Source organism: Variovorax sp. P4_B11 (assembly GCF_056402355.1).
Map to the genome: position 1 here is coordinate 168,830 of NZ_JBFUHO010000001.1, position 24,151 is coordinate 192,980.

The 24,151-nt window shown below is 66.8% G+C and carries 31 protein-coding genes and 1 tRNA gene; 23 read left to right on the plus strand and 9 right to left on the minus strand.

Features of this window, described 5'->3' with window-relative positions; all coding sequences use genetic code 11:
- Positions 1 to 66 precede the first annotated feature (66 nt).
- Positions 67 to 1,002, plus strand: a complete 936-nt coding sequence (locus AC1DYD_RS00905) for an aldose 1-epimerase (protein WP_478170864.1) — start codon at positions 67 to 69, stop codon at positions 1,000 to 1,002.
- Between the two features lie 37 nt (positions 1,003 to 1,039).
- Here AC1DYD_RS00905 and tgt read toward each other — a convergent pair whose 3' ends face one another.
- Together tgt and queA are read right to left on the minus strand one after the other, a co-directional pair.
- The gene (gene tgt / locus AC1DYD_RS00910) at positions 1,040 to 2,212 is read right to left on the minus strand and encodes a tRNA guanosine(34) transglycosylase Tgt (protein ID WP_478170865.1); all 1,173 of its coding nucleotides are present in this window, start codon (positions 2,210 to 2,212) and stop codon (positions 1,040 to 1,042) included.
- Positions 2,206 to 3,258 carry a tRNA preQ1(34) S-adenosylmethionine ribosyltransferase-isomerase QueA gene (gene queA, locus AC1DYD_RS00915; RefSeq protein WP_478170866.1) on the minus strand — a complete coding sequence of 351 codons (1,053 nt, stop codon included), beginning with the start codon at positions 3,256 to 3,258 and terminating at the stop codon, positions 2,206 to 2,208. The genes tgt and queA overlap by 7 nt, the downstream gene beginning before the upstream one ends.
- Positions 3,259 to 3,335: 77 nt before the next feature.
- On the opposite strand from queA, the gene recG reads away from it, so the two are divergent.
- From recG to ubiA, 4 genes are all read left to right on the plus strand, one after another.
- A complete protein-coding gene (gene recG, locus AC1DYD_RS00920; protein ID WP_478170867.1) occupies positions 3,336 to 5,444 on the plus strand; it encodes an ATP-dependent DNA helicase RecG in 2,109 nt (702 codons plus the stop codon).
- Positions 5,445 to 5,590: 146 nt separating this feature from the next.
- On the plus strand, positions 5,591 to 6,556 hold the full coding sequence (locus AC1DYD_RS00925) for a LysR substrate-binding domain-containing protein (protein WP_478170868.1): 966 nt from the start codon (positions 5,591 to 5,593) through the stop codon (positions 6,554 to 6,556).
- Positions 6,557 to 6,649: 93 nt separating this feature from the next.
- Positions 6,650 to 7,243, plus strand: a complete 594-nt coding sequence (locus AC1DYD_RS00930) for a Dps family protein (RefSeq protein ID WP_478170869.1) — start codon at positions 6,650 to 6,652, stop codon at positions 7,241 to 7,243.
- A gap of 28 nt (positions 7,244 to 7,271) precedes the next feature.
- Positions 7,272 to 8,138, plus strand: a complete 867-nt coding sequence (ubiA, locus tag AC1DYD_RS00935; protein WP_478171095.1) for a 4-hydroxybenzoate octaprenyltransferase — start codon at positions 7,272 to 7,274, stop codon at positions 8,136 to 8,138.
- Positions 8,139 to 8,147: 9 nt separating this feature from the next.
- Here ubiA and proC read toward each other — a convergent pair whose 3' ends face one another.
- The gene (gene proC, locus AC1DYD_RS00940; protein ID WP_478170870.1) at positions 8,148 to 9,005 is read right to left on the minus strand and encodes a pyrroline-5-carboxylate reductase; all 858 of its coding nucleotides are present in this window, start codon (positions 9,003 to 9,005) and stop codon (positions 8,148 to 8,150) included.
- The gene (locus AC1DYD_RS00945) at positions 9,002 to 10,105 is read right to left on the minus strand and encodes an esterase-like activity of phytase family protein (protein ID WP_478170871.1); all 1,104 of its coding nucleotides are present in this window, start codon (positions 10,103 to 10,105) and stop codon (positions 9,002 to 9,004) included. Before AC1DYD_RS00945 ends, proC begins: the two co-directional genes overlap by 4 nt.
- A 297-nt stretch (positions 10,106 to 10,402) precedes the next feature.
- Here AC1DYD_RS00945 and rplN point away from each other — a divergent pair, with 297 nt between their 5' ends.
- From rplN to AC1DYD_RS01035, 18 genes are all read left to right on the plus strand, one after another.
- Entirely contained in the window at positions 10,403 to 10,771 is a 369-nt protein-coding gene (gene rplN, locus AC1DYD_RS00950) for a 50S ribosomal protein L14 (RefSeq protein WP_068674584.1), read from the plus strand.
- 13 nt (positions 10,772 to 10,784) lie between these two features.
- Complete coding sequence (gene rplX / locus AC1DYD_RS00955; RefSeq protein WP_478119241.1) at positions 10,785 to 11,102, plus strand: 50S ribosomal protein L24; 318 nt, start codon at positions 10,785 to 10,787, stop codon at positions 11,100 to 11,102.
- A gap of 11 nt (positions 11,103 to 11,113) precedes the next feature.
- Positions 11,114 to 11,653, plus strand: a complete 540-nt coding sequence (gene rplE / locus AC1DYD_RS00960) for a 50S ribosomal protein L5 (protein ID WP_286371087.1) — start codon at positions 11,114 to 11,116, stop codon at positions 11,651 to 11,653.
- 8 nt (positions 11,654 to 11,661) lie between these two features.
- Positions 11,662 to 11,967, plus strand: coding sequence for a 30S ribosomal protein S14 (gene rpsN, locus AC1DYD_RS00965; protein ID WP_478170872.1), 306 nt, complete (start codon positions 11,662 to 11,664; stop codon positions 11,965 to 11,967).
- Between the two features lie 20 nt (positions 11,968 to 11,987).
- Complete coding sequence (gene rpsH / locus AC1DYD_RS00970) at positions 11,988 to 12,383, plus strand: 30S ribosomal protein S8 (protein ID WP_478119242.1); 396 nt, start codon at positions 11,988 to 11,990, stop codon at positions 12,381 to 12,383.
- Between the two features lie 24 nt (positions 12,384 to 12,407).
- A complete protein-coding gene (gene rplF, locus AC1DYD_RS00975; RefSeq protein ID WP_478170873.1) occupies positions 12,408 to 12,941 on the plus strand; it encodes a 50S ribosomal protein L6 in 534 nt (177 codons plus the stop codon).
- Positions 12,942 to 12,955: 14 nt separating this feature from the next.
- Complete coding sequence (rplR, locus tag AC1DYD_RS00980) at positions 12,956 to 13,321, plus strand: 50S ribosomal protein L18 (protein ID WP_286522277.1); 366 nt, start codon at positions 12,956 to 12,958, stop codon at positions 13,319 to 13,321.
- 18 nt (positions 13,322 to 13,339) lie between these two features.
- Positions 13,340 to 13,858: a 30S ribosomal protein S5 gene (gene rpsE / locus AC1DYD_RS00985; protein ID WP_158721731.1), complete on the plus strand. Its 519-nt coding sequence runs from the start codon at positions 13,340 to 13,342 to the stop codon at positions 13,856 to 13,858.
- An 11-nt stretch (positions 13,859 to 13,869) separates the two neighbouring features.
- A complete protein-coding gene (rpmD, locus tag AC1DYD_RS00990) occupies positions 13,870 to 14,055 on the plus strand; it encodes a 50S ribosomal protein L30 (RefSeq protein ID WP_286606142.1) in 186 nt (61 codons plus the stop codon).
- Between the two features lie 24 nt (positions 14,056 to 14,079).
- On the plus strand, positions 14,080 to 14,511 hold the full coding sequence (gene rplO / locus AC1DYD_RS00995) for a 50S ribosomal protein L15 (RefSeq protein ID WP_478170874.1): 432 nt from the start codon (positions 14,080 to 14,082) through the stop codon (positions 14,509 to 14,511).
- 25 nt (positions 14,512 to 14,536) lie between these two features.
- The gene (gene secY / locus AC1DYD_RS01000; protein ID WP_478113432.1) at positions 14,537 to 15,847 is read left to right on the plus strand and encodes a preprotein translocase subunit SecY; all 1,311 of its coding nucleotides are present in this window, start codon (positions 14,537 to 14,539) and stop codon (positions 15,845 to 15,847) included.
- A 74-nt stretch (positions 15,848 to 15,921) separates the two neighbouring features.
- Positions 15,922 to 16,035, plus strand: coding sequence for a 50S ribosomal protein L36 (gene rpmJ / locus AC1DYD_RS01005; protein ID WP_038201958.1), 114 nt, complete (start codon positions 15,922 to 15,924; stop codon positions 16,033 to 16,035).
- A 24-nt stretch (positions 16,036 to 16,059) separates the two neighbouring features.
- Complete coding sequence (gene rpsM / locus AC1DYD_RS01010; protein WP_286371094.1) at positions 16,060 to 16,425, plus strand: 30S ribosomal protein S13; 366 nt, start codon at positions 16,060 to 16,062, stop codon at positions 16,423 to 16,425.
- A gap of 12 nt (positions 16,426 to 16,437) precedes the next feature.
- Positions 16,438 to 16,842 (plus strand): 30S ribosomal protein S11, encoded by a 405-nt coding sequence (gene rpsK, locus AC1DYD_RS01015; RefSeq protein WP_009124825.1) that lies wholly within the window; start codon positions 16,438 to 16,440, stop codon positions 16,840 to 16,842.
- A gap of 133 nt (positions 16,843 to 16,975) precedes the next feature.
- On the plus strand, positions 16,976 to 17,599 hold the full coding sequence (gene rpsD, locus AC1DYD_RS01020) for a 30S ribosomal protein S4 (protein ID WP_478170875.1): 624 nt from the start codon (positions 16,976 to 16,978) through the stop codon (positions 17,597 to 17,599).
- A 126-nt stretch (positions 17,600 to 17,725) separates the two neighbouring features.
- Positions 17,726 to 18,715 carry a DNA-directed RNA polymerase subunit alpha gene (locus tag AC1DYD_RS01025; RefSeq protein WP_093382585.1) on the plus strand — a complete coding sequence of 330 codons (990 nt, stop codon included), beginning with the start codon at positions 17,726 to 17,728 and terminating at the stop codon, positions 18,713 to 18,715.
- A gap of 105 nt (positions 18,716 to 18,820) precedes the next feature.
- Positions 18,821 to 19,222 carry a 50S ribosomal protein L17 gene (rplQ, locus tag AC1DYD_RS01030; RefSeq protein WP_478170876.1) on the plus strand — a complete coding sequence of 134 codons (402 nt, stop codon included), beginning with the start codon at positions 18,821 to 18,823 and terminating at the stop codon, positions 19,220 to 19,222.
- Between the two features lie 18 nt (positions 19,223 to 19,240).
- Positions 19,241 to 19,317 (plus strand) — tRNA-Met (locus AC1DYD_RS01035).
- Positions 19,318 to 19,457: 140 nt separating this feature from the next.
- Here AC1DYD_RS01035 and AC1DYD_RS01040 read toward each other — a convergent pair.
- Genes AC1DYD_RS01040 through AC1DYD_RS01060 form a run of 5 tightly spaced genes read right to left on the minus strand, consistent with a single transcriptional unit; the run spans position 19,458 to position 24,075 of the window.
- The gene (locus tag AC1DYD_RS01040; RefSeq protein WP_478170877.1) at positions 19,458 to 19,853 is read right to left on the minus strand and encodes a RidA family protein; all 396 of its coding nucleotides are present in this window, start codon (positions 19,851 to 19,853) and stop codon (positions 19,458 to 19,460) included.
- Positions 19,850 to 21,469, minus strand: coding sequence for an AMP-binding protein (locus AC1DYD_RS01045; protein WP_478170878.1), 1,620 nt, complete (start codon positions 21,467 to 21,469; stop codon positions 19,850 to 19,852). Before AC1DYD_RS01045 ends, AC1DYD_RS01040 begins: the two co-directional genes overlap by 4 nt.
- Complete coding sequence (locus AC1DYD_RS01050; RefSeq protein ID WP_478170879.1) at positions 21,466 to 22,743, minus strand: acyl-CoA dehydrogenase family protein; 1,278 nt, start codon at positions 22,741 to 22,743, stop codon at positions 21,466 to 21,468. Before AC1DYD_RS01050 ends, AC1DYD_RS01045 begins: the two co-directional genes overlap by 4 nt.
- Before the next feature lie 4 nt (positions 22,744 to 22,747).
- The gene (locus AC1DYD_RS01055; RefSeq protein ID WP_478170880.1) at positions 22,748 to 23,602 is read right to left on the minus strand and encodes an enoyl-CoA hydratase family protein; all 855 of its coding nucleotides are present in this window, start codon (positions 23,600 to 23,602) and stop codon (positions 22,748 to 22,750) included.
- A complete protein-coding gene (locus tag AC1DYD_RS01060) occupies positions 23,599 to 24,075 on the minus strand; it encodes a MarR family winged helix-turn-helix transcriptional regulator (protein WP_478170881.1) in 477 nt (158 codons plus the stop codon). Before AC1DYD_RS01060 ends, AC1DYD_RS01055 begins: the two co-directional genes overlap by 4 nt.
- Positions 24,076 to 24,151 lie beyond the last annotated feature (76 nt).

A 24,151-nucleotide genomic window follows, 5' to 3' on the forward strand; every position in this document is an offset into this window, starting at 1 on the left:
GTGTCGCTCGCCACCCGTGTGAACGAGAATGCGCGCGTTTGCAACACCTGACGGGATGCCAATCGAATGAGCGCAGACCCCACGCACCCAGCCGGCCCGGAAGGACTGGTCGAACTCGCAGCCGGCCCGATGCGCCTGCTGCTGGCCCCGCGGGTCGGCGGCGCCATCGCGGCCCTGCACGAGCAGCGCGGCGGCGAGCGGCTCGATTGGCTGCGGCCGGCCTCGGCCGAGGACCTGGCGCGGGGCGATCCCTTCGCGATGGGCAGCTTTCCGCTGCTGCCGTGGTGCAACCGCATCCGCGACGGCCGCGCGCGGTTTGGCGGCCGCGACATCGCGATCGCCGCCACGCACCCGGCGCGGCCGTCCGGCAAGCATGCGCTGCACGGTCTCGGATGGCTCCGGCCCTGGCAGGTGGCCGAGTCCGGGCCGGCGCAGGCCCGCCTCGCGCTGGCCTTCGAGGCCGACGGTCAATGGCCCTGGGCCTTCGAGGCGACGCAGCGTTTCGAGCTCGATCGGTCGGGGCTTCGCTGCACGCTGGCACTGACCAACCGCGACACGGCGCCGATGCCCGCCGGCATCGGCCACCACCCGTACTTTCCGCACCGTCCCGGGACGCGGCTTCGGACCGCCACCGCCGCCATGTGGCGCGCCGATGCCGAGGTGATGCCGGTGGCGCTCGAGCCGACTGCCGAGGTGGCGCGGCTGCGCGAGGGCGTGCCGCTGTCGAGTCTCGACCTCGACAACAACTTCACGCGCTGGCAGCGCGAGGCCCGCATCGAGTGGCCCGATGCCGGTCGCACGCTGGTGCTGTCGGCCGACGCGCCGCTGGACTTCTTCGTCTTGTACTGCCCACGCGGCGGCGGCCATTTCTGCGCCGAACCGGTGAGCCAGTGCACCGACGCGATCAATCTCTCGGATCGGCACGGGCCGACCGAGATCGGCGGTGCGGTGCTGGCCCCGGGCGAGACCCTCTCGGGGTCCTGGTCGCTGCGCTCGGTCTAGCTCAACGGGACTCGCCCGGGGCAGTCCTTCATAGCATCTAGATTCCGCGCGCCCGATCGGCCTTGAAGCGGGCACGGAACCCGGCAAAGCTTCCGGCGTCGAGCGCGTCGCGGATCTCGCGCATCAGGTTCAGGTAGTAGTGCAAGTTGTGGATGGTGGTCAGCATCGGGCCGAGCATCTCGCCGCAGCGGTCGAGGTGGTGCAGGTAGGCGCGGCTGAAGCCGTCGCGCCCGCCCGCTTCCCACGGCACGCCCGAGGCGCCGGCACAGGCGTGGCAGCTGCAGCTGGCATCGATCGGCTGCGGGTCGCTCTTGTGGCGGGCGTTGCGCATCTTGAGGTCGCCGTAGCGCGAGAACAAGGTGCCGTTGCGCGCGTTGCGGGTCGGCATCACGCAGTCGAACATGTCGACGCCCTGCGCCACGCCTTCCACCAGGTCCTCGGGCGTGCCGACGCCCATCAGGTAGCGCGGCTTGTGGGCCGGCAGCCGGTGCGGCGTGTGGCCCATGATGCGCAGCATCTCGTCCTTGGGCTCGCCGACGCTGACGCCGCCGATCGCGTAGCCCGGAAAGTCCATCTCGACCAGCTGCGCGAGCGATTCCTCGCGCAGGTTCTCGAACATCCCGCCCTGGACGATGCCGAACAGCGCATTCGGGTTCTCGAGCCTCGAGAACTCCGCCTGGCAGCGCTTCGCCCAGCGCAGGCTGAGCGCCATTGACTGGCGGGCTTCGGCCTCGGTCGTCACGTGGCCGTCGACGTCGTAGGGCGTGCACTCGTCGAACTGCATCACGATGTCGCTGTTGAGGAGGGTCTGGATCTGCATCGAGACCTCGGGCGTGAGGAAGAGCTTGTCGCCGTTGACCGGCGATGCGAATTTCACGCCTTCCTCGCTGATCTTGCGCATCGCGCCGAGCGACCAGACCTGGAAGCCACCCGAGTCGGTGAGGATCGGCTTGTCCCACTTCTCGAAGGGGTGCAGGCCGCCGAAGGCCGCCATGACGTCGAGGCCGGGCCGCATCCACAGGTGGAAGGTGTTGCCCAGGATGATCTGGGCGCCCATCTCGTGCAGGCTGCGCGGCATCACGCCCTTGACCGTGCCGTAGGTGCCCACGGGCATGAAGATCGGGGTCTGCACCACGCCGTGGTTCAGCGTGAGCGTGCCGCGGCGCGCGTGGCTTTGCGGGTCGGTGGCGAGGAGTTCGAAGTTCAGCATGATGTGAAAGGGGTTCGTGCGAGCAGCATGGCGTCGCCGTAGCTGAAGAAGCGGTAGCGCTCGCGGATCGCGTGGGCGTAGAGCGCCATCACGCGCTCGTAGCCGGCGAAGGCGCTGACCAGCATCATCAGCGTGCTCTTGGGCAGGTGGAAGTTGGTGACCAGCAGGTCGACGTGAGCAAACACGAAGCCCGGCGTGATGAAGATGCGGGTGTCGCCGCTGGCCTCGCCGCTCTTGGCCCAGCTCTCGAGCGTGCGCACGGTGGTCGTGCCGACCGCGATCACGCGGCCGCCGCGCGCCTTGCACTCGGCGATGGCGCGCTGGGTCGCCTCGGGCACCTCGCAGCGCTCGGCATGCATGGTGTGCGCGGCGATGTTCTCGGTCTTCACGGGCTGGAAGGTGCCGGCGCCCACGTGCAGCGTGACGTTGGCGCGCCGCACGCCGCGGGCCTCGAGTTCGGACAGCAGCACGTCGTCGAAATGCAGCGCTGCGGTCGGCGCCGCCACCGCGCCGGGCACGCGCGCGAACACGGTCTGGTAGCGGCGCTCGTCGTCGGCCGAATCGGTGTGCGCGATGTAGGGCGGCAGCGGCACGTGGCCGCAGCGCGCCATCAGCGCGTACGGGTCTTCGCCCGCCGGGCTGTCGAAGCGCAAGCGGAACAGCGCGCCGTCCTCCTCGGGCCAGCGGCCCAGCAGCGTGGCCGTGAAGCCGCCGGTCATCGCCAGCGTGGTGCCGATCGGCGGCTTCTTGCTGACCTTCATGTGCGCCACCACTTCGGCGCCCTGCAGCACGCGCTCGACCAGCAGCTCGAGCTTGCCGCCGGTGGGCTTCTCGCCGAAAAGCCGCGCCTTGACCACGCGCGTGTCGTTGAACACCAGCAGGTCGCCGGGCCGCAGCAGCGAAGGCAGCTGGTTGAAGATGCGGTCGACCGGTGCGGGGCCGGTGCCGTCGAGCAGGCGCGAGGCGCTGCGTTCGGCGGCGGGATGCTGGGCCACCAGGTCGGGCGGCAGGTCGAAATCGAAATCGGAAAGCGTGAAGGCGCGCATGGTGCTTGAGGGCCGGACGGGCCCGTGCCAAGGAGGCATGGGAAAGAGGGAGGCGAGGAGCCGGGCAGAATTGTCCCATGCCCGCCGAGTCCAATCCCCTGTCCGCCGAAAAGCCCGTTGCCGCGCCTGCGCCCGGCACCGGGCTCAGCGTGGTCCAGCGGGCGCTGCGCAAGCTCGGCCTGGTGCGCGACATCGATTTCGCGCTCTACCTGCCGATGCGCTACGAGGACGAGACCCGCATCGTGCGGCTGGCCGACGTGCGGGACGGCGAGATGGCGCAGATCGATGCCGTGGTGACCGAGAGCGAGGTGGTGTTCCGGCCGCGGCGCCAGCTGATCGTGACCGTGGACGACGGCAGCGACACCTGCCAGCTGCGCTTCTTCAATTTCTACCCCTCGCAGCAGAAGCAGCTGGCCATCGGCGCCCGGGTGCGGGTGCGCGGCGAGGTGCGCGGCGGCTTCATCGGGCGGCAGATGATGCATCCGGCCGTGAAGGCCTCCGGCACCCCGCTGCCGGAGGCGCTGACGCCGGTCTATTCGACCATTGCCGGGCTGGCCCAGCCGGTGCTGCGGCGCGAGGTGCGCAGCGGCCTGGCGCGGGCGGTGCTCGACGAGACCCTGCCGGCGGGCGCCACGCCGCACGGTGCCTGGGAGCTGCGCCGGGCGCTGAGCTTCCTGCACTATCCTGCGCCCGATGTCTCGATGGCCACGCTCGAGGATCACAGCCATCCGGCCTGGCAGCGGCTGAAGGCCGACGAACTGCTGGCGCAGCAGCTGTCGCAGCTGCAGGCGCGGCGCGCGCGGGCGGCGCAGCGGGCGCCGGTGCTGGACGCCGCGGTCTCCGGCGCTTCGCTGCATCGCGAGCTGCTGGCCGCGCTGCCCTTCGCCCTGACCGGCGCGCAGCAGCGCGTCGGCGAGGAGATCACGCGCGACCTGGCGCGCGCGCTGCCGATGCACCGGCTGCTGCAAGGCGACGTCGGCTCCGGCAAGACCGTGGTGGCGGCGCTGGCGGCGGCGCGCTGCATCGACGCCGGCCACCAGTGCGCGCTGATGGCGCCGACCGAGATCCTGGCGGCCCAGCATTTCGGCAAGCTGGTCGGCTGGCTCGATCCGCTGCTGGCCGAGCGGGGTCTGCGCGTGGCCTGGCTCACGGGCAGCCAGAAGAAGAAGGAGCGCGACGCGATGTCGGCCGCGGTCGAGAGCGGCGAGGCGGCGCTGGTGATCGGCACCCACGCGGTGATCTCCGAGAAAGTGCGCTTCAGGAAGCTCGCGCTGGCGATCATCGACGAGCAGCATCGCTTCGGTGTGGCCCAGCGCCTGGCCCTGCGCGGCAAGGCCGTCGGCGAGCTCGAACCGCACCTGCTGATGATGAGCGCAACCCCGATCCCGCGCACCCTGGCCATGAGCTACTACGCCGACCTCGACGTCTCCACGCTCGACGAGCTGCCGCCGGGCCGCACGCCGATCGTCACCAAGCTGGTGGCCGAGCACCGCCGCGACGAGGTCATCGACCGGATCCAGGCCCAGCTGCAGCAGGGCCGGCAGGTCTACTGGGTCTGTCCGCTGATCGAGGAGAGCGAGGCGGTCGACCTGCGCAACGCCACCGAGACCCGCGACGAACTGGCCGATGCGCTGGGCGACCAGGTCGGCGTCGGCCTGCTGCATTCGCGCATGCCGACCGCCGAGAAGCAGGCGGTGATGGAAAGCTTCACGGCCAACAAGCTGCAGGTGCTGGTCAGCACCACGGTCATCGAGGTCGGGGTCGACGTGCCCAACGCCTCGCTGATGGTGATCGAGCATGCCGAGCGCTTCGGGCTCTCGCAATTGCACCAGCTGCGCGGCCGCGTCGGCCGCGGCGCCGCGGCCTCGGCCTGCGTGCTGCTGTACGCGCCGAACGAAGGCGGCCGGGTCGGCGAGACCGCGCGGGCGCGGCTCAAGGCCATGGCCGAGACCAGCGACGGCTTCGAGATCGCGCGCCGCGACCTCGAGATCCGCGGCCCCGGCGAATTCCTCGGCGCCCGCCAGTCGGGCGCGCCGCTGCTGCGCTTCGCCGACCTCAGCACCGACGTCATGCTGCTCGACTGGGCCCGCGAACTGGCGCCGCAGATGCTCGATCGGCACCCCGAACTCGCCGCCAGACATGTGGACCGCTGGCTCGGGAGCAAGGCCGAATACCTCAAGGCCTGACCCTCAAGGGCGGCGCAGCCAGGCCGGCTGGTGAAACACCGCGGAACCGGCTCCGCCGGGCCGCCGGTGTTGCCCCCGGCCGGGGGGTGGGCGCCCCGACACGATGTGCGGGGCAACCTGGGGGCGAGCAATAATTGACGAAAACTATGACGCTAACGGAACTCAAATACATCGTCGCTGTCGCCCGCGAGCGCCACTTCGGCAAGGCCGCCGAGGCCTGCTACGTCTCGCAGCCCACGCTGTCGGTGGCGATCAAGAAGCTCGAGGACGAGCTCGAGGTCAAGCTCTTCGAGCGCAGCGCGGGCGAGGTTACGGTGACGCCGCTGGGCGAGCAGATCGTGCAGCAGGCGCAGAGCGTGCTCGACCAGGCGGCCAGCATCAAGGAGATCGCCAAGCGCGGCAAGGACCCGCTGTCCGGGCCGTTGAACCTCGGCGTCATCTACACCATCGGCCCCTACCTGCTGCCCGACCTGGTGCGCCAGAACATCGCCCGCACGCCGCAGATGCCGCTGGTGCTGCAGGAGAACTTCACCGTCAAGCTGCTCGAGATGCTGCGCGCCGGCGAGATCGATTGCGCGATCATGGCCGAGCCCTTTCCCGACACCGGCCTGGCGGTCGCCTCGCTCTACGACGAGCCCTTCATGGCCGCGCTGCCGGCGCACCATCCGCTGGCCGATCGCGAGTCGGTGAGCTCCGACGAGCTCAAGAAGGAAACCATGCTGCTGCTCGGCACCGGCCACTGCTTCCGCGACCACGTGCTCGAGGTGTGCCCCGAGTTCGCGCGCTTCTCGAGCAATGCCGAAGGCATTCGCAAGAGCTTCGAGGGCTCCTCGCTCGAGACCATCAAGCACATGGTGGCTTCGGGCATGGGCGTGACGCTGGTGCCGCGGCTGTCGGTGCCGGCCGAGGCGCTCAAGCCGCGCACCAAGGGGCGCAAGGAGGTCGAGCAGATCGTGCGCTACCTGCCGGTGCGTGACATCCATGGCGGCGAGCCGCCGACACGCCGCGTGGTGCTGGCCTGGCGCCGCAGCTTCACGCGCTACGAGGCGATCGCAGCCCTGCGCAACGCGATCTATGCTTGCGAACTGCCAGGCGTCAGGCGTCTGTCCTGACGTCCTGCGATAGAGTGCGGCTGTTGCGAAGCGGCCCTCTCCGCTGGCCCCTGTCTGCTGCCGTCAACCCTCCTGTAGAAAGAACCTGTCGCCATGGCCAAAGTCATCAAGAAGCCGAAGTCGCCCGCCACGCCCGCGCCAGCACCCTCCGCCGGCAAGGTGCCGAAAAAGGGAGGCGTCAAGGTCGCCGAGGAATCGGGCAGCCGCAGCGCGCCGATCATCAACATCGGCATCGATCGGCAGGACCGCGCCGCCATCGCCGAGGGCCTGAGCCGTGTGCTGGCCGATACCTACACGCTCTACCTGACCACCCACAATTTCCACTGGAACGTGACCGGCCCGCACTTCAATTCGCTGCACGCGATGTTCATGGGCCAGTACACCGAGCTGTGGGGCGCGACCGACGTCATCGCCGAGCGCATCCGCGCCCTGGGCCACTACGCGCCGGGCTCCTACGCCGAGTTCAGCAAGATCGCCACCGTGCCCGACGTGCCGCAGACGCCGCCCAGGGCGATGGAGATGGTGCGAATCCTGGTCAAGGGCCACGAGACCGTGTCGCGCATCGCGCGCGCGTTCATCCCGGTGGCCGAGGAAGCCGGCGACGATCCGACCGCCGACATGCTGACCGCCCGCTGTACCGTGCACGATCAAACGGCCTGGATGCTGCGCTCCCTGCTCGAAGAGTGACTCGCTGGCAGTGGCCCACCCCGTGTCGATGATGCCCGGGCATTCACGGATCGCGCTGTGGCTCGACCTGATCCGCTGGAACCGCCCGGCGGGCTGGCTGCTGCTGCTCTGGCCGACCCTGGGCGCGCTCTGGTTCGCCGCCGGCGGCTGGCCGGGCTGGCACCTGCTGGTCGTCTTCGTGCTCGGCACCATCCTGATGCGCAGCGCGGGCTGCTGCATCAACGATGTCGCCGATCGCGAGTTCGACCGCCATGTCAAGCGCACCGCGCAGCGGCCGGTCACCAGCGGCGCGATCTCGGTGAAGGAGGCGCTGGCGGTGGGTGCGGTGCTCGCGCTGGCCGCCTTCGCGCTGGTGCTTAGCACCAACCTCGTGACGGTGCTGTGGTCCTTCGTGGCGCTGGCCGTGACGCTGGTCTATCCCTACGCCAAGCGCTTCGTCTCGATCCCGCAGGCGGTCCTTGGCATCGCCTTCAGCTTCGGCATCCCGATGGCCTTCGCGGCGGTGCGCGCCGAGGTGCCGGCGCTGGCCTGGTGGCTGCTCGCGGGCAACCTGTTCTGGGTGCTGGCCTACGACACCGAATACGCCATGGTCGACCGCGACGACGACCTGCGCATCGGGATGAAGACCTCGGCGATCACCTTCGGGCGTCTGGACGTCGCGATCGTGATGGCCTGCTACGCGATGTTCCTCGTGGTGTGGACCGCGGTCGGCGCCGGCATGGGATTGGGCCCGGTGTTCTACCTGGCGATCGCCGCCGCCGCGGCGCAGGCGCTGTGGCATTGGCGCCTGATCCGGGACCGGACGCGCGAAGGCTGCTTCAAGGCCTTCCGCCTCAACCACTGGCTGGGCTTCACCGTGTTCGTCGGCGTCGTGGCGGGGTACGCCCTGCCTTGAAAGCGGCGCTCAGGCCTTGCCGAATTCCGCGCCCAGCTCGCGGGCGCGCTGGTGCGCGGCACGCACGGCGGCCTTGAACTTGCCGGCCAGGTCGGCGTTTTCCATCGCCGTGATCGCCGCATAGGTGGTGCCGCCCTTGGAGGTCACGCGATCGCGCAGCACCGCCGGCGGTTCGCTGGCGCCGGCAGCCAGCGCCGTCGCGCCCGAGAAGGTGCCGACCGCAAGCTGGTGGGCCTGTTCCGGTGTCAGGCCGAGCTCGATGCCGGCCTCGGTCAAGGCCTCGATGAAATAGAACACGTAGGCGGGCCCGGAGCCGGAAATCGCCGTGACCGCGTCGAGCGCCGCCTCGGCATCGACCCAGAGCAGTTCGCCGGTGGGGCCCAGCACCTGTTCGACCCGCTTGCGGCCTGCGGCATCGACGGCGCTGCGCGCGAACAGTCCGGTCATGCCCCGGCCGACCAGTGCCGGCGTGTTGGGCATGGCGCGCACCACCCGTTCGGTGCCGAGCCAGCGGGCGATGCTGTCGGACGGGATGCCGGCGGCGACGCTGACATGCAGGGCGTCGGGTGCCAGCCCGCGCACCGGTTTCGTGGCCTCGGCGAAGTGCTGCGGCTTGACCGCCCAGACGATGACTTCGCAGCGTGCCAGGGCCGGGCCGGCCTCGGCCTGGGCGACGATGCCGAAGTCGCGCGCCAGGCGCTCACGGGCCTCGGCGAAGGGCTCGACCACTTCGAAAGCGGCGGCCGGCGTGTCCTGCCGGATGAGACCGGCGATGACTGCGCTGGCCATGTTGCCGCCGCCGATGAAGGCGATCGGCGGCAGGGGGGCCGGCTCCTGGCGGGGCAGGAAGGTGACTGCGATGTTCATGATTTGTCCGTGAATTCGAAGGCTGCGAACTGGGTGACCTGCTGCGGATTGAAATTGTCGTCGCTCAGTGCAACCAGCATGCGGCGGCCGTCGGGCAGATCGGGGCCCCAGCAGAGCCCCTCGGTATTGTCGAGGCGCGAGAGGCCGAGCGTCGCGAAGTCCGCCACCCGCCTTTTCGGCGCCGGGCGGTGATTGTCCGGCGACAGCGCATCGAGAGCCAGGGTGTCGCTGGCTTCGCGGGTGTCGATCTCGTAGAGCCGCAGCGAATTGCCGACGCCCGTCGCATAGGCGCGCTCGAGCACCAGCATGCGGTGGGCGTCGATCATCAGCACCTCGCTGACGCCGTTGTCGGCGTAGGTGCCGGGCAGCAGCGGCCGCAGCGGGATCGCGTCCGGCTGGTAGGCGATCTGGCGCCGGGCCTGGCCGCTCGCCAGGTCGATCCGGGTGAATCGGCAGGGGCCGCCCGGGGCCCGCAAGCTCGGCACCGGGCCGTCCTGGATCATCGCGTTCTCCATGGCGACCCAGGCGTCGCGGCCGTCCGGCGTCAGGGCCAGGCCTTCCAGGCCGAGGTTGTCCCGGGGGCCGCGCTGGCCGCCGCGGTCGGCGGCGAACATCGGCGGCAGCGCGATTTCGCGCACCAGCGCGCCATCGCGCCGTGACTCGTAGAGGGCTGGGCCGAAGCCTCGCACGACGTCGCCCTCGCTGGTCCAGAGCACCGTGCCGGTGTCGGGGCGCCAGCGGATGGCCTCCGGGTCGACCACCGGGATGCCCGGGCTCGCCGCGCGGCGGGCCGGCCAGGGCGCGCCGTCGGATTGGCGCAATAGCGTGACGCCCGTCGCGCGTGGGGCTTCGCGGCTTGAGGAGGGCCAACTTGCGCTGTAGAAACGGGCCGGGGCCAGGTCGGATCGGTCATCGCTCAGAAGCAAGTACTCACCTGTCGCAGGGTCGTAGTCGATCCCGGACAGGCCGCCGACGATGCTGCCTTCGTAGTTCAGCCGGTGCGGCCAGCGAGCCTCGGCCAGCAGGCGCAGCGGCTGGCCTTCCGGCACGGTCTGCCGCTCGGCCACACCGCTGCGGCAGGCTGCCAGGGCGGCAGCCATCCCTGCCACCAGCAGGCGGCGGCGCGATAAAGGCACGGGGCGTCGGGCTGGCACGCAGCAAGTCTACGGGCTGCGGCCTCGGTTCCAACGGGGGGTGTTGACGGGTCGTCTGGACTATGCAACAATCGCGGGCTTCGCTTTTAAAGGCGAGCGTTTCTGCAAAGTTTGCAGTTTCAGCCCAAAGGAAGCGCGCCGGAGTGGTTTCGGTGCGTGGACGACGGGCCCAAGACTGACCGCAGTGCTGCTCAATCGGAATCGTCCGAACCAGCAAACGGTACAAGTTGGGAATATCACGACATGATCCAAACTGAATCTCGGCTCGATGTGGCCGACAACACAGGCGCGAAGTCCGTCCTGTGTATCAAGGTGCTCGGCGGTTCCAAGCGGCGTTATGCCAGCGTGGGCGACGTCATCAAGGTCAGCATCAAGGAAGCTGCTCCTCGCGGTCGCGTCAAGAAGGGCGAGATCTACAGTGCAGTGGTGGTTCGCACCGCCAAGGGCATCCGTCGCGCCGACGGCTCGCTCGTCAAATTCGATGGCAACGCCGCCGTGTTGCTCAATGCCAAGCTGGAGCCCATTGGCACCCGCATCTTCGGACCGGTCACGCGCGAACTGCGCACCGAGAAGTTCATGAAGATCGTGTCGCTGGCACCCGAAGTTCTCTAAGGACAACAACGCCATGAACAAGATTCGCAAAGGCGACCAGGTCATCGTGTTGGCCGGGCGCGACAAGGGCAAGCGCGGCACGGTGTCGCTGCGCAAGGATGACTCCCATCTGGTCATCGACGGCATCAACCTCGTCAAGAAGCACACCAAGCCGAACCCTCTCAAGGGCACGACCGGTGGCATCGTCGAGAAGGCCATGCCGATTCATCAATCCAACGTGGCGATCTTCAATGCCGCGACCGGCAAGGCCGATCGCGTGGGCATCAAGGTCACGGACGGCAAGCGCGTGCGCGTCTTCAAGTCCAGCGGCGAAGAAATCAAGCTGGCCTAAGGAGTACTCACATGGCACGTCTCCAACAACACTATCGCGAAAAGATCGCGAAAGACCTGACCGAAAAGTTCGGCTACACCTCGCCGATGCAGGTTCCGCGCCTGACCAAGATCACGCTCAACATGGGCGTGGGTGAGGCAGTCGCCGACAAGAAGGTCCTCGACAACGCCGTCGCCGACCTGACCAAGATCGCCGGCCAGAAGCCCGTGGTCACCAAGTCGAAGAAGGCCATCGCCGGTTTCAAGATCCGCGAGAACCAGCCGATCGGCTGCATGGTCACGCTGCGTGGCGTCCAGATGTACGAATTCCTCGATCGTTTCGTGACCGTGGCTCTGCCGCGCGTGCGTGACTTCCGCGGTATTTCGGGCCGTGCCTTCGATGGCCGCGGCAACTACAACATCGGCGTGAAAGAGCAGATCATTTTCCCCGAGATCGAATACGACAAGGTCGATGCCCTGCGCGGTCTCAATATCAGCATCACGACGACGGCCAAGACCGACGAAGAAGCCAAGGCGCTTCTCGCTGGCTTCCGTTTCCCGTTCAAGAACTGAGGCGACCTGTGGCTAAAGCATCTTTGATCCAACGCGAACTCAAGCGCGACAACCTGGTCGCCAAGTACGCCGCGAAGCACGCCGAACTCAAGGCGATCGCCAACGACTTCAAGAAGAGCGACGAAGAGCGCGCTGCTGCCCGCCTGGGCCTGCAGAAGCTCCCGCGCAACGCGAACCCCACGCGCCAGCGCAACCGTTGCGCAATCACCGGTCGTCCGCGTGGCACCTTCCGTCAATTCGGTCTGGGCCGCGCCAAGATCCGTGAACTGGCTTTCAATGGCGACATCCCCGGTGTCACCAAGGCCAGCTGGTAAGCCAGGCAGGAGCAAACAACATGAGCATGAGTGATCCCATTGCCGACCTGCTGACGCGTATCCGTAACGCGCAGATGGTGGCGAAGCCCACTGTGTCGGTCCCGTCTTCCAAGGTGAAGATCGCGATCTCGCAGGTCCTGAAGGACGAGGGCTACATCGACGGTTTCCAAGTCAAGACCGAGGACGGCAAGTCCGAACTCGTCATCACGCTGAAGTACTACGCTGGCCGCCCGGTCATCGAGCGCATCGAGCGTGTGAGCCGCCCCGGCCTGCGCGTCTACAAGGCCGCCCAAGCCATCCCGCAAGTCCAGAACGGCCTCGGCGTCGCCATCGTCACGACCCCCAAGGGCGTGATGACCGACCGCAAGGCGCGCGCTACCGGTGTCGGTGGCGAAGTGCTGTGCTACGTCGCCTAACCGAGACATCGAGGAGTCACTGAAATGTCCCGAGTAGGAAAAATGCCGGTCGCCATCCCCGCAGGCGTGGATGTGTCGATCAAGGAAGACCAGATCAACGTCAAGGGCACGGGCGGTTCGCTCAACCTGCCCCGCAACGCCCTGGTGAAGGTCGTCAGCAACGACGGCAAGCTGAGCTTCGAGCCCGCCAACGATTCGCGCGAAGCGAATGCGATGAGCGGCACGCTGCGCCAGCTGGTGAACAACATGGTGGTCGGTGTGACCAAGGGCTTCGAGAAGAAGCTCAACCTGGTCGGCGTCGGCTTCAAGGCTGCCGCGCAGGGTTCCAAGCTGAACCTTCAGGTCGGCTACTCGCACCCGGTCAACAAGGACATGCCGCAAGGCATCACGGTGGCAACGCCGACCCCGACCGAAATCATCATCAAGGGTGCCGATCGCCAACGCGTCGGCCAGGTCGCCGCTGAGATCCGTGCTATTCGTCCGCCAGAGCCCTACAAGGGCAAGGGCATCCGTTATTCGGACGAGAAGATCACGATCAAAGAGACCAAGAAGAAATAAGGGGCAGCAAAATGATGTTGACCAAAAAAGCACAGCGCCTTCGCCGCTCGCGCCAGACCCGCATCCGCATTGCGACGCAAGGCGTGGCGCGCCTGACGGTGAACCGCACCAACCTGCACATCTACGCCACCGTCATCTCCGACGACGGCTCCAAGGTGATTGCCAGCGCATCGACGGCCGAAGCCGAAATGCGCACCGCACTGGGCGCTTCGGGCAAGGGTGCCACCGCTGCCGCGGCCACCGCCATCGGCAAGCGCATCGCTGAAAAGGCGAAGGCAGCCGGCGTCGAGAAGGTCGCCTTCGACCGCGCAGGTTTCGCCTACCACGGCCGCGTCAAGGCGCTGGCCGAGGCGGCCCGCGAAGCCGGCCTGCAGTTCTAACCGGACACGAGATTCAAAATGGCAAAGATTCAGGCAAGAACGCAGAGCGAAGGCCCCGAGGACGGTCTGCGCGAGAAGATGATCGCGATCAACCGCGTCACCAAGGTGGTGAAGGGTGGTCGTATCCTCGGTTTCGCAGCACTCACCGTGGTCGGTGACGGCGACGGCCGCGTCGGCATGGGCAAGGGCAAGTCCAAGGAAGTGCCCGCCGCCGTGCAGAAGGCGATGGAAGAAGCCCGCCGCAACCTGGCGAAGATCTCGATCAAGAACGGCACGCTGCATCACCGCGTGACGGGCCATCACGGCGCCGCTTCGGTGGTCATGATCCCGGCTCCCAAGGGTACCGGCATCATCGCCGGCGGCCCGATGCGCGCCGTGTTCGAAGTGATGGGCATCACCGACATCGTGGCCAAGAGCCACGGCTCGTCGAACCCCTACAACATGGTCCGCGCCACCCTGGACGGCCTGAAGAATTCGACGACCGCGTCAGAAGTCGCTGCCAAGCGCGGCCTGACCGTCGAAGAACTCTTCGCCTGAGGAGCAGCAACATGACGACGCAACAACAAACCGTCAAGGTGCAATTGGTCAAGAGCCCGATCGGCACCAAGGAATCGCATCGCGCCACCGTGCGCGGCCTGGGCCTGCGCAAGCTCAACAGCGTGAGCGAGCTGCAGGACACGCCCGCAGTGCGCGGCATGATCAACAAGATCAGTTATCTGGTCAAAGTGCTCTAAGCAGAGCCACCGAGAGAGACGCATATGGAACTCAATGGCATCAAGCCGGCCGACGGCGCCAAGCATGCAAAGCGCCGTGTCGGTCGCGGCATCGGCTCGGGCATCGGCAAGACCGCAGGTCGCGGTCACAAGGGTCAGAAGTCGCGTGCGGGCGGTTTCCACAAGGTGGGCTTCGAAGGCGGTCAGATGCCGCTGCAGCGTCGCCTGCCGAAGCGTGGCTTCAAGTCGCAATCGCTCAAGTACAACGCGGAAGTCACGCTGGGCGCCCTCGAGCAGCTCGGCCTGGCCGAAGTGGACCTGCTGGCGCTGAAGCAAGCCGGCCTCGTGGGCCAGATCGCCAAGGTCGTCAAGGTCATCAAGACCGGCGAGCTGACCAAGGCCGTCAAGCTGACGGGCATCGGTGCGACCGCAGGCGCCAAGGCAGCGATCGAAGCCGCCGGCGGCAGCGTCGCCTAACCACCCGGACTGAAAGAAGCTCTTCGTGGCAACCAACGCGGCAACGCTCGCAAAAACAGGCAAGTTCGGCGACCTGCGTCGCCGGCTGGTCTTTTTGCTGCTCGCGCTCGTGGTCTATCGCATCGGAGCCCACATTCCGGTGCCGGGCATCAACCCGGACCAACTGGCGCAGCTGTTCCAAGGTCAGCAGGGCGGTATCTTGAGCCTGTTCAACATGTTCTCGGGCGGGGCGCTGTCGCGCTTCACCGTGTTCGCGTTGGGCATCATGCCGTACATCTCCGCGTCGATCATCATGCAACTGATGACTTACGTGGTGCCAACCTTCGAGCAACTGAAGAAGGAAGGCGAGGCCGGTCGTCGCAAGATCACGCAGTACACCCGCTACGGTGCCCTGGCACTGGCGCTGTTCCAGTCCTTCAGCATCGCGGTCGCGCTCGAATCCTCGGCCGGCCTGGTGATTTCGCCCGGCTTCGGCTTCCGCATCACGGCCATGGTCAGCCTCACGGCCGGCTCGATGTTCCTGATGTGGCTCGGCGAGCAGATCACCGAGCGCGGTCTCGGCAATGGGATCTCGATCCTGATCTTCGCGGGCATCGCGGCCGGCCTGCCGAACGCCATCGGCGGCCTGGCATCGCTGGTGTCCACGGGAGCGATGAACCCGATCATCGCGCTGTTCATCATCGCGGTGGTCGTGCTGGTGACCTACTTCGTGGTGTTCGTCGAACGCGGCCAGCGCAAGATCCTCGTGAACTATGCGCGGCGACAGGTCGGCAACAAGGTCTACGGCGGTCAGTCGTCGCACTTGCCCCTGAAGCTGAACATGGCCGGCGTGATTCCGCCGATCTTCGCCTCGTCGATCATCCTGCTGCCGACCACGGTGGTGGGCTGGTTCAGCACCGGCGAAAGCATGCGCTGGATCAAGGACATCGCGAGCGCCCTGCAACCGGGGCAACCGATCTACGTGCTGCTGTACGCCGCCGCGATCGTGTTCTTCTGCTTCTTCTACACGGCGCTGGTTTTCAACAGCCGCGAAACGGCCGACAACCTGAAGAAGAGCGGTGCGTTCATTCCCGGCATTCGCCCGGGTGACCAGACCGCGCGCTACATCGACAAGATCCTGGTTCGCCTGACGTTGGCCGGCGCGGTGTACATCACCTTCGTCTGCCTGCTGCCGGAGTTCCTGATCCTCAAGTACAACGTGCCCTTCTATTTCGGTGGCACGTCCTTGCTGATCATCGTGGTCGTGACGATGGACTTCATGGCCCAGGTGCAGAACTACATGATGTCGCAGCAGTACGAGTCGCTGCTGAAGAAAGCCAACTTCAAGACGTCGTAGCCACGGGTCTTTGAACGCAACGAATTTTCAGGCGAATGGTTCGCCGAGTTGAACAAGAGTTTTAGGAGAATGAAATGAGAGTTTCGGCTTCGGTCAAAACCATCTGCCGTAATTGCAAGATCATCCGCCGCAAGGGTGTGGTGCGTGTGATCTGTACCGACCCGCGCCACAAGCAGCGCCAGGGTTGATTGTTAGAGATTTAGAGGACGCACATGGCACGTATTGCTGGCATCAACATTCCGCCGCACAAGCACGCTGAAATCGGCCTGACCGCCATTTTCGGCATCGGTCGCACTCGCGCACGCAAGATCTGCGAAGCGAGCGGCATCGACTATGCGAAGAAGATCAAGGATCTGACCGACGCCGATCTCGAGAAGATCCGCGACCAGATCGCTCTCTTCACCATCGAAGGTGACCTGCGTCGCGAAACGACGATGAACATCAAGCGCTTGATGGACATCGGCTGCTACCGCGGCTTCCGCCACCGTCGCGGCCTGCCGATGCGCGGCCAGCGTACGCGTACCAATGCCCGCACCCGCAAGGGTCCGCGCAAGGCCGCGCAGTCCCTGAAGAAATAAGGATAGACCCCCATGGCTAAAGCTCCTGCCAATAACGCGGCACAGCGCGTTCGCAAGAAGGTTCGCAAGAACGTTGCCGACGGCATCGCCCACGTGCACGCCTCGTTCAACAACACGATCATCACGATCACCGACCGCCAGGGCAACGCTCTGTCGTGGGCGTCGTCGGGTGGTCAGGGCTTCAAGGGCTCGCGCAAGTCGACGCCGTTCGCTGCGCAGGTCGCTTCCGAAGTCGCCGGCCGCGCCGCGGTCGAGCAAGGCATCAAGAACCTCGACGTCGAGATCAAAGGCCCCGGCCCCGGTCGCGAATCGTCGGTGCGCGCCCTGGCTGCGCTCGGCATCCGGATCAATTCCATTGCCGACGTGACCCCGGTGCCGCACAACGGCTGCCGTCCGCAAAAGCGCCGTCGCATCTAAGGCGACAACGCTCGGCGCAGCCCGCTTCACAGCGGCTGCGCATTTTTTGTTTTTCAACAAGCCCACCGCCATCGGCACGCCGCTGATGGCTCCCGCAGCATCCCTGCGGCAGATGACATAGAAGGAAGATCAAGTGGCACGCTACCTCGGCCCCAAGGCCAAACTCTCCCGCCGCGAAGGCACCGACCTGTTCCTGAAGAGCGCCCGCCGCTCGATCCAGGACAAGTCGAAGTTCGACTCCAAGCCCGGCCAGCACGGTCGCACCTCGGGTCAGCGCACCTCCGACTTCGGCCTGCAGCTGCGTGAAAAGCAGAAGGTCAAGCGCATGTACGGCGTGCTCGAGAAGCAGTTCCGCCGCTACTTCGAGGAAGCCGATCGCCGCCGCGGCAATACCGGCGCCAACCTGCTGTTCATCCTCGAAGCGCGCCTGGACAACGTGGTCTATCGCATGGGCTTCGGCTCGACGCGCGCCGAAGCACGCCAGTTGGTGTCGCACAAGGCGATCACGGTGAACGGCCAGTCGGTCAACATCCCGTCGTACCTGGTCAAGACCGGCGACGTGATTGCTGTCCGCGACAAGTCGAAGAAGCAGACCCGCGTGGCCGAAGCGCTGCAACTGGCCGCCCAGGTGGGCATGCCGGCGTGGGTCGAAGTCAACGCTGACAAGGCTGAAGGCACCTTCAAGAAGGTCCCCGACCGCGACGAATTCGGCGCCGACATCAACGAATCGCTGATCGTCGAACTGTATTCAAGGTAAGGCGATAACGTGCCGCTGACGCGGCCCGTACTTTTGATTTTTTGTTCCCGCCGGGATGCAATCCCGCCGGGCGCTTCACCAGCCTTACCGGTGTAACGAGCCGGGGGTATTGAGAGGAAGTCCTGCATGCAAACAACCCTGCTGAAACCCAAGACCATCCAGGTCGAGCAACTCGCGCCCAACAAGGCGAAGGTCACGCTCGAACCGTTCGAGCGCGGCTACGGCCACACGCTCGGCAATGCACTGCGCCGCGTCCTGCTGTCGTCGATGGTCGGCTATTCGGCCACCGAAGTCACGATCGCCGGCGTGCTGCACGAGTACTCGTCGATCGATGGCGTGCAGGAAGACGTCGTCAACATCCTGTTGAACCTCAAGGGCGTGGTGTTCAAACTCCACAACCGCGATGAAGTCACGCTGAGCCTGCGCAAGGACGGCGAAGGCCCGGTCACCGCTTCGGACATCCAGACGCCGCACGACGTCGAGATCATCAACCCGGACCACGTGATCGCCCACCTGTCGCAAGGCGGCAAGCTCGACATGCAAATCAAGGTCGAGAAGGGCCGCGGCTACGTGCCCGGCACGATGCGCCGCTACGCCGACGAGCCGACCAAGTCGATCGGCCGGATCGTGCTCGACGCTTCGTTCTCGCCGGTCAAGCGCGTGAGCTACACGGTCGAGAGCGCCCGTGTCGAACAGCGCACCGACCTCGACAAGCTGCTGGTCGAGATCGAGACCAACGGTGCGATCACCGCCGAAGACGCGGTCCGCGCTTCGGCCAAGATCCTGGTCGAACAACTGGCTGTGTTCGCCCAGCTCGAAGGCGGCGAACTCGCTGCGTTCGACGCCCCGGCACCGCGCAGCGCCCAGCAGTTCGACCCGATCCTGCTGCGTCCGGTCGACGAGCTCGAACTCACGGTGCGTTCGGCCAACTGCCTGAAGGCCGAGAACATCTACTACATCGGCGACCTGATCCAGCGCACCGAGAACGAGCTGCTCAAGACCCCGAACCTGGGTCGCAAGTCGCTCAACGAAATCAAGGAAGTGCTCGCCTCGCGCGGCCTGACCTTGGGCATGAAGCTCGAAAGCTGGCCGCCGGCCGGCCTCGACAAGAGATAATTGAGGATCACAAGGCCTCCTTCGGCGGCCTTGCACTTCTGTTTTGGGTGAACGTTCAGTACCTGATACGGCTGGACGAATTTAAAAGGTAAAGGAAAACACACCATGCGTCACGGACACGGACTCCGCAAACTCAACCGCACCAGCTCGCACCGCCTCGCGATGCTGCAGAACATGATGAACTCGCTCATCGAGCACGAGGCCATCAAGACCACGGTCCCCAAGGCCAAGGAACTGCGCCGCGTCATCGAACCGATGATCACGCTGGCCAAGAAGCCGACGGTTGCCAACAAGCGCCTCGCATTCGACCGCCTGCGTGACCGCGACAGCGTCGTCAAGCTGTTCGGCGAACTGGGGCCCCGCTACCAGGCACGTCCGGGCGGCTACACGCGCATCCTGAAAATGGGTTTCCGCGTGGGCGACAACGCGCCGATGGCGCTGGTCGAACTGGTCGACCGTCCCGATGTGACGGAAGTTGCTGCAGACGAGCAAAACGCGGAAGAATAGTATATAATTCGATCTTGCCGCGCGATGGAGCAGCCTGGTAGCTCGTTGGGCTCATAACCCAAAGGTCGCAAGTTCAAATCTTGCTCGCGCAACCAAATTCCCGACAACCTTTTCAGGTTGTCGACGAAGCAAAAAAGCCCACTGCCAAGTGGGCTTTTTTGTGCCCGGAATTCCTTGATTCCGGATTCTTCTCGCTCCCTGGCCGGTCCCGGAATTTCCAGGGCCGGCCTCGATTTCAGTCGGGCACGACCGCCGTGACCTCGATCTCGATCTTGGCGCGGGCCTCGACCAGTGCCGCCACCTGGACGCAGGTCATCGCCGGAAAGTTGCGTCCCATGGCCTCGCGATACACCGGGCCCAGCTCGCCAAGACGGCGGTTGTACTCGTCGCGGTCGGTGATGTACCAGGTCATGCGCACCATGTGCTGCGGACCGGCGCCGGCTTCGCGCAGCACCTCGACGATGTTGCGCAGGGCCAGCCCCGCCTGTTCGATGAAGTCGTCCGATTCGAATTGCTGCTGCGAATTCCAGCCGATCTGGCCGCCGACGAATACCTGGGTGCCGCGGGCGGCGATGCCGTTCGCATAGCCCTTGGGCGGCAGCCAGCCTGGGGGTTGCAGGTGCTTGATCATGTCATGTGCCTCAATTTGAATCTCTGGAGTTTTCCGGTCTCGGTACGCGGCAGCTGGGCCACGAACACGATCTCGCGCGGGTATTTGTAGGGGGCGATGGTCGACTTCACGTGGTCCTGCAGCGCCTTGGTCATGGCGGCATCGCCGGTGTGCCCGGCCTTGAGCACGCAGAAGGCCTTGACGATCATGCCGCGCTCGTCGTCGGGCTTGCCGATGACGCCGCACTCGGCCACCGCCGGGTGCTTGAGCAGCGCATCTTCCACCTCCGGACCGCCGACGTTGTAGCCGGCCGTGACGATCATGTCGTCGGCGCGCGACTGGTAGAAGAAGTAGCCGTCCTCGTCCTCCACGAAGGCATCGCCGGGGTAGTTCCAACCGTTGCGCACGTAGTCGGCCTGCCTCGGGTCGTCGAGGTAGCGGCAGCCGACCGGCCCGAGGATCGCCAGCTTGCCGACCGTGCCGCGCGGCACCTCCTTGCCTTGGTCGTCGACGATCTTCGCGGTGAAGCCCGGCACTGCCTTGCCCACAGCGCCGCGACGCACTTCGTCGCCGGCGGCCGAGATGTAGATATGGAAGACCTCGGTGCCGCCGATGCCGTCGAGCATCTCGAGGCCGGTGGCCTGCTTCCAGAGCTGGCGCGTGGCGTCGGGCAGTGCCTCGCCGGCGCTCACGCTGATGCGCAGGCTCGGCACGCCGGCCGCCTTGGCGAAGGCCGCCATCTGGCGATAGAAGGTGGGCGCCGTGTAGCAGATGGTGGCGCCGACCTCCCGGATGACCTGCACCATCGTCTCGGGCGTGTAGGGCTTGTCGTGGAAATACACCGAGGCACCGGCCCACATCGGGAACACCAGCAGCCCGCCCAGCCCGAAGGTGAAGGCCAGCGGCGGCGAGCCGATCACGATGTCGTCGCTGCGCGCCTTGAGCACGTGGCGCGGCCAGGTCTGGCACATCGCCAGCACGTCGCGGTGCGTGGTGACCGGCGCCTTGGGCTTGCCGGTGGTGCCCGAGGTGAAAGCCAGCAGCGCGATGTCGTCGGCCGCGGTCGGACAGGCCTGGAAGACACCGCTCTTCGCGGCCGCTCGGGTGGTCAGAGAATCGGGTGCGTCGAGCCGGTTGAAGGCGACGATGGTGCGCAGCACCGGATGGGCCTGCTGCGCGGCCTCCAGTTCCTCGAGCAGCTTGCCTTCGCACAGCGCGACCGTGGGTTGGGCCTTGTCGATGATCTCGCCGAGCTCCTTGGCCCGCAGCAGCGGCATGGTGGCGACCGCGATCAGGCCGGCCTTGACCACGGCCAGCCAGGCCAGCGCCATGGCGATCGAATTGCCGCCGCGCAGCAGCACCCGGTTGCCCGGCACCAGGTGCAGGTCCTCGGTCAGCACCTGCGCGATGCGGTTGACCTCGACCGCCGCCTCGGCATAGCTGAGCGTGCGGCCCGGCGAGCGCAGCATCGGCCGGTCGGCGAAGCCCTTGGCGGCCGCCTTGTCGAGCAGTTCCTCGACCAGGTTCAGACGGTCGGGCAACTGCAGCTCGGGCAGGTCGTAGCGGAAGATCGGCAATTGATCCGCCGGCGGCAGGCGGTCGTGCACGAAACGGTCGGTTTGCGCGCTGTACGTCATTTGTTCGCCTTCTGCCCTGGGGCGCCGCGCTGCGCGTCGTCGCTGCCCCCCGAGGGGGCGTCGTCCGCCTTGGGGCGGCCCGGCGTCGAACGCAGAACGGCCTTGCCGATGATCAACTGCTGGACCTCGGTCGCGCCTTCGTAGATGCGCAGCGAGCGGATGTCGCGGTAGAGGCTCTCGACCTTGGTGCCGACCCTGACGCCGAGGCCCCCGTGCATCTGCAGCGCCATGTCGATCACGCGGCTGGCGTTTTCGGTGGCGCACATCTTCGCCATCGCGGCGGCGGCCGTCAGGTCGCCGGCCGCGGGCGCGCCGCGGGCTTCGCTGTCGTCGCGCATCCAGGCCGCGCGATAGGTCAGTAGCGCCGCGCTGTCGATCAGCGCCGCCATCTCGCCGAGCTTGGCCTGCGTGAGCTGGAAGTCGGCCAGGGTCTGGCCGAACATCTTGCGTTTCTGCGCATGCTGGACGGCTTCGGACAGGGCGCGGCGGGCCATGCCGAGCGCGGCGCCGGCCACCGAGGCGCGGAAGATGTCGAGCGTGCGCATCGCCAGCTTGAAGCCGCCGTTGAGCTCGCCGAGCTGGGCCGTGCGCGGCACCGTGCAGCCGTCGAAGCGCAGGGTGGCCAGCGGATGCGGCGCCATGACCTCGATGTGCGCGGAGGTGTCGAGCCCCGGCGTCTTCGCATCGACGATGAAGGCTGTGATGCCCCGCGAGCCGGCGCCCGGGTCGGTCTTGGCGAAGACGCAATAGAAATCGGCGATGCCGCCGTTGCTGATCCAGGTCTTCTCGCCGGTGAGGCGCCAGCCGTCGGCGCTGGGCTCGGCGCGCATCGCCATCGCGCCGACGTCGGAGCCGGCCTCGGGCTCGCTCAGCGCGAAGGCCGCGATCTTGTCGCCGCGGCCCACCGGGGCGAGGTAGTCGGCGTGCTGCGCGCCCGTGCCGGCGAGCGTGATGGCGCCGCTCCCCAGTCCCTGCATCGCAAAGGCGAAATCGGCCAGCGGCGAGTGGAAGGCCAGCGTTTCGCGCAACAGCACCAGGGCGCGCGAGTCGAGGCGTTCGAGCGCGCCGCCGGAACTGGCCGGCACGCAGTAGCGCAGCCAGCCGCCGTCGCCGAGGCGCCGCACCCAGTCGCGGCAGGCGGCGCGGTCGTCGCGCTCGTCCACCGATTGCGCTGCGGCCCAGGGCAGCAGCGCGCGCGCGAGGGCGCGGTGCGCCTCGTCGAAGAAGGGCAGCGCGAGATGCGCCGTCGAGGGATCTACAGCGGAGGCGGCCATGCGCTCAGTCTCCCTGGAAGGCGGGCTTGCGCCTGGCGGCGAAGGCCTCATAGGCGCGTCGGAAGTCGCCGGTCTGCATGCAGATCGCCTGGGCCTGGGCCTCGGACTCGATCGCCTGGTCGATGGTCATCGACCACTCCTGCGACAGCATGGTCTTGGTCATGCCGTGGGCGAAATTCGGGCCTTCGGCCAAGTCGCGGGCGACCGCCGTCGCGGCGCCGAGCAGGGCGTCGCTCTCGTGCAGCGCGTTGAAGAAACCCCACGCATGGCCTTCCTGGGCGGTCATGGCGCGGCCGGTGAACAACAGTTCGGAAGCGCGGCCCTGGCCGATCATGCGCGGCAGCAGCGCGCAGGCGCCCATGTCGGCGCCGGCCAGTCCGACCCGCGTGAACAGGAAGGCGGTGCGGGTGGCGGGCGAGCCGTAGCGCAGGTCGCAGGCCAGCGCGATCATGGCGCCGGCACCGGCACAGACGCCGTCGATGGCGCCGACGATCGGCTGCGGGCAATGGCGGATGGCCTTGACGAGGTCGCCGGTCATGCGCGTGAATTCGAGCAGTTCGGGCATCTTCATCTGCGTCAGCGGGCCGATGATCTCGTGCACGTCGCCGCCGGAGCAGAAGTTGCCGCCCGCGCCGGTGACCACGATCGCCTTGACGTCGGTGGCGAAGTTCAGCGCCCGGAACAAGTCGCGCAACTCGGCGTAGGAGTCGAAGGTCAGCGGGTTCTTGCGCTCGGGGCGGTTCAGCGTCACGGTGCCGACGCCGGCCTCGAAGGCCCACGAGAAATGCTCGGCCTGGTAGCCGGCCTTGGGTTCGAACTGCGCGCGCATGGGACTCGCCGCGCCGATGTAGTGCTTCATAGGACCTCCGCCATTTGTTGATGCGAATGCTGCTTGACCTTGCCGAGCAGCTTGTGGAGCTGGTTGATTTCCTTCGGGGTCAACGACGCGAAGGCGTCGCAGATCCAGGCTTCGTGCTGTTGCGCCATCTCGTTGAACAGCTTGCGGCCGCGTGCCGTGAGTCGCACGCGCCAGGCGCGGCGGTCGCCGGCGACGTCGACGCGCTCGACCAGTCCTTCGGTGACCAGCTGGTCGGTGATGCCGGTGACGTTGCCGCCCGTGACCATCATGCGGCGCGACAGCTCGTTCATCTTGAGACCTTCGGGCGCGCGCTCGAGCTGCGACATCAGGTCGAAGCGCGGCAGCGTGGTGGCGAATTGCTCGCGCAGCTCGTTGCGCACCTGCTTCTCGATCAGCTGGGTGCAGGTCAGCAGGCGCAGCCAGAGCCGGAGCTCGTCCGGGTGTTCGCTGTGGGCGCGGGCTTCGAGGTCCATGTCAGTGCCCGCCCGGCCGCCCGAAGGGCACTGAGCGCCCCCTCGGGGGGCAGCGATACACGAAGTGATGAGCGTG

Coding starts and splice junctions, on each gene's coding strand:
- AC1DYD_RS00905 (WP_478170864.1), top strand. CDS start 67: ATGAGCGCAGACCCCACGCACCCAGCCGGCCCGGAAGGACTGGTCGAA.
- tgt (WP_478170865.1), bottom strand. CDS start 2,212: ATGCTGAACTTCGAACTCCTCGCCACCGACCCGCAAAGCCACGCGCGC.
- queA (WP_478170866.1), bottom strand. CDS start 3,258: ATGCGCGCCTTCACGCTTTCCGATTTCGATTTCGACCTGCCGCCCGAC.
- recG (WP_478170867.1), top strand. CDS start 3,336: ATGCCCGCCGAGTCCAATCCCCTGTCCGCCGAAAAGCCCGTTGCCGCG.
- AC1DYD_RS00925 (WP_478170868.1), top strand. CDS start 5,591: ATGACGCTAACGGAACTCAAATACATCGTCGCTGTCGCCCGCGAGCGC.
- AC1DYD_RS00930 (WP_478170869.1), top strand. CDS start 6,650: ATGGCCAAAGTCATCAAGAAGCCGAAGTCGCCCGCCACGCCCGCGCCA.
- ubiA (WP_478171095.1), top strand. CDS start 7,272: ATGATGCCCGGGCATTCACGGATCGCGCTGTGGCTCGACCTGATCCGC.
- proC (WP_478170870.1), bottom strand. CDS start 9,005: ATGAACATCGCAGTCACCTTCCTGCCCCGCCAGGAGCCGGCCCCCCTG.
- AC1DYD_RS00945 (WP_478170871.1), bottom strand. CDS start 10,105: ATGGCTGCCGCCCTGGCAGCCTGCCGCAGCGGTGTGGCCGAGCGGCAG.
- rplN (WP_068674584.1), top strand. CDS start 10,403: ATGATCCAAACTGAATCTCGGCTCGATGTGGCCGACAACACAGGCGCG.
- rplX (WP_478119241.1), top strand. CDS start 10,785: ATGAACAAGATTCGCAAAGGCGACCAGGTCATCGTGTTGGCCGGGCGC.
- rplE (WP_286371087.1), top strand. CDS start 11,114: ATGGCACGTCTCCAACAACACTATCGCGAAAAGATCGCGAAAGACCTG.
- rpsH (WP_478119242.1), top strand. CDS start 11,988: ATGAGCATGAGTGATCCCATTGCCGACCTGCTGACGCGTATCCGTAAC.
- rplF (WP_478170873.1), top strand. CDS start 12,408: ATGTCCCGAGTAGGAAAAATGCCGGTCGCCATCCCCGCAGGCGTGGAT.
- rplR (WP_286522277.1), top strand. CDS start 12,956: ATGTTGACCAAAAAAGCACAGCGCCTTCGCCGCTCGCGCCAGACCCGC.
- rpsE (WP_158721731.1), top strand. CDS start 13,340: ATGGCAAAGATTCAGGCAAGAACGCAGAGCGAAGGCCCCGAGGACGGT.
- rpmD (WP_286606142.1), top strand. CDS start 13,870: ATGACGACGCAACAACAAACCGTCAAGGTGCAATTGGTCAAGAGCCCG.
- rplO (WP_478170874.1), top strand. CDS start 14,080: ATGGAACTCAATGGCATCAAGCCGGCCGACGGCGCCAAGCATGCAAAG.
- rpmJ (WP_038201958.1), top strand. CDS start 15,922: ATGAGAGTTTCGGCTTCGGTCAAAACCATCTGCCGTAATTGCAAGATC.
- rpsM (WP_286371094.1), top strand. CDS start 16,060: ATGGCACGTATTGCTGGCATCAACATTCCGCCGCACAAGCACGCTGAA.
- rpsK (WP_009124825.1), top strand. CDS start 16,438: ATGGCTAAAGCTCCTGCCAATAACGCGGCACAGCGCGTTCGCAAGAAG.
- AC1DYD_RS01025 (WP_093382585.1), top strand. CDS start 17,726: ATGCAAACAACCCTGCTGAAACCCAAGACCATCCAGGTCGAGCAACTC.
- rplQ (WP_478170876.1), top strand. CDS start 18,821: ATGCGTCACGGACACGGACTCCGCAAACTCAACCGCACCAGCTCGCAC.
- AC1DYD_RS01040 (WP_478170877.1), bottom strand. CDS start 19,853: ATGATCAAGCACCTGCAACCCCCAGGCTGGCTGCCGCCCAAGGGCTAT.
- AC1DYD_RS01045 (WP_478170878.1), bottom strand. CDS start 21,469: ATGACGTACAGCGCGCAAACCGACCGTTTCGTGCACGACCGCCTGCCG.
- AC1DYD_RS01050 (WP_478170879.1), bottom strand. CDS start 22,743: ATGGCCGCCTCCGCTGTAGATCCCTCGACGGCGCATCTCGCGCTGCCC.
- AC1DYD_RS01055 (WP_478170880.1), bottom strand. CDS start 23,602: ATGAAGCACTACATCGGCGCGGCGAGTCCCATGCGCGCGCAGTTCGAA.
- AC1DYD_RS01060 (WP_478170881.1), bottom strand. CDS start 24,075: ATGGACCTCGAAGCCCGCGCCCACAGCGAACACCCGGACGAGCTCCGG.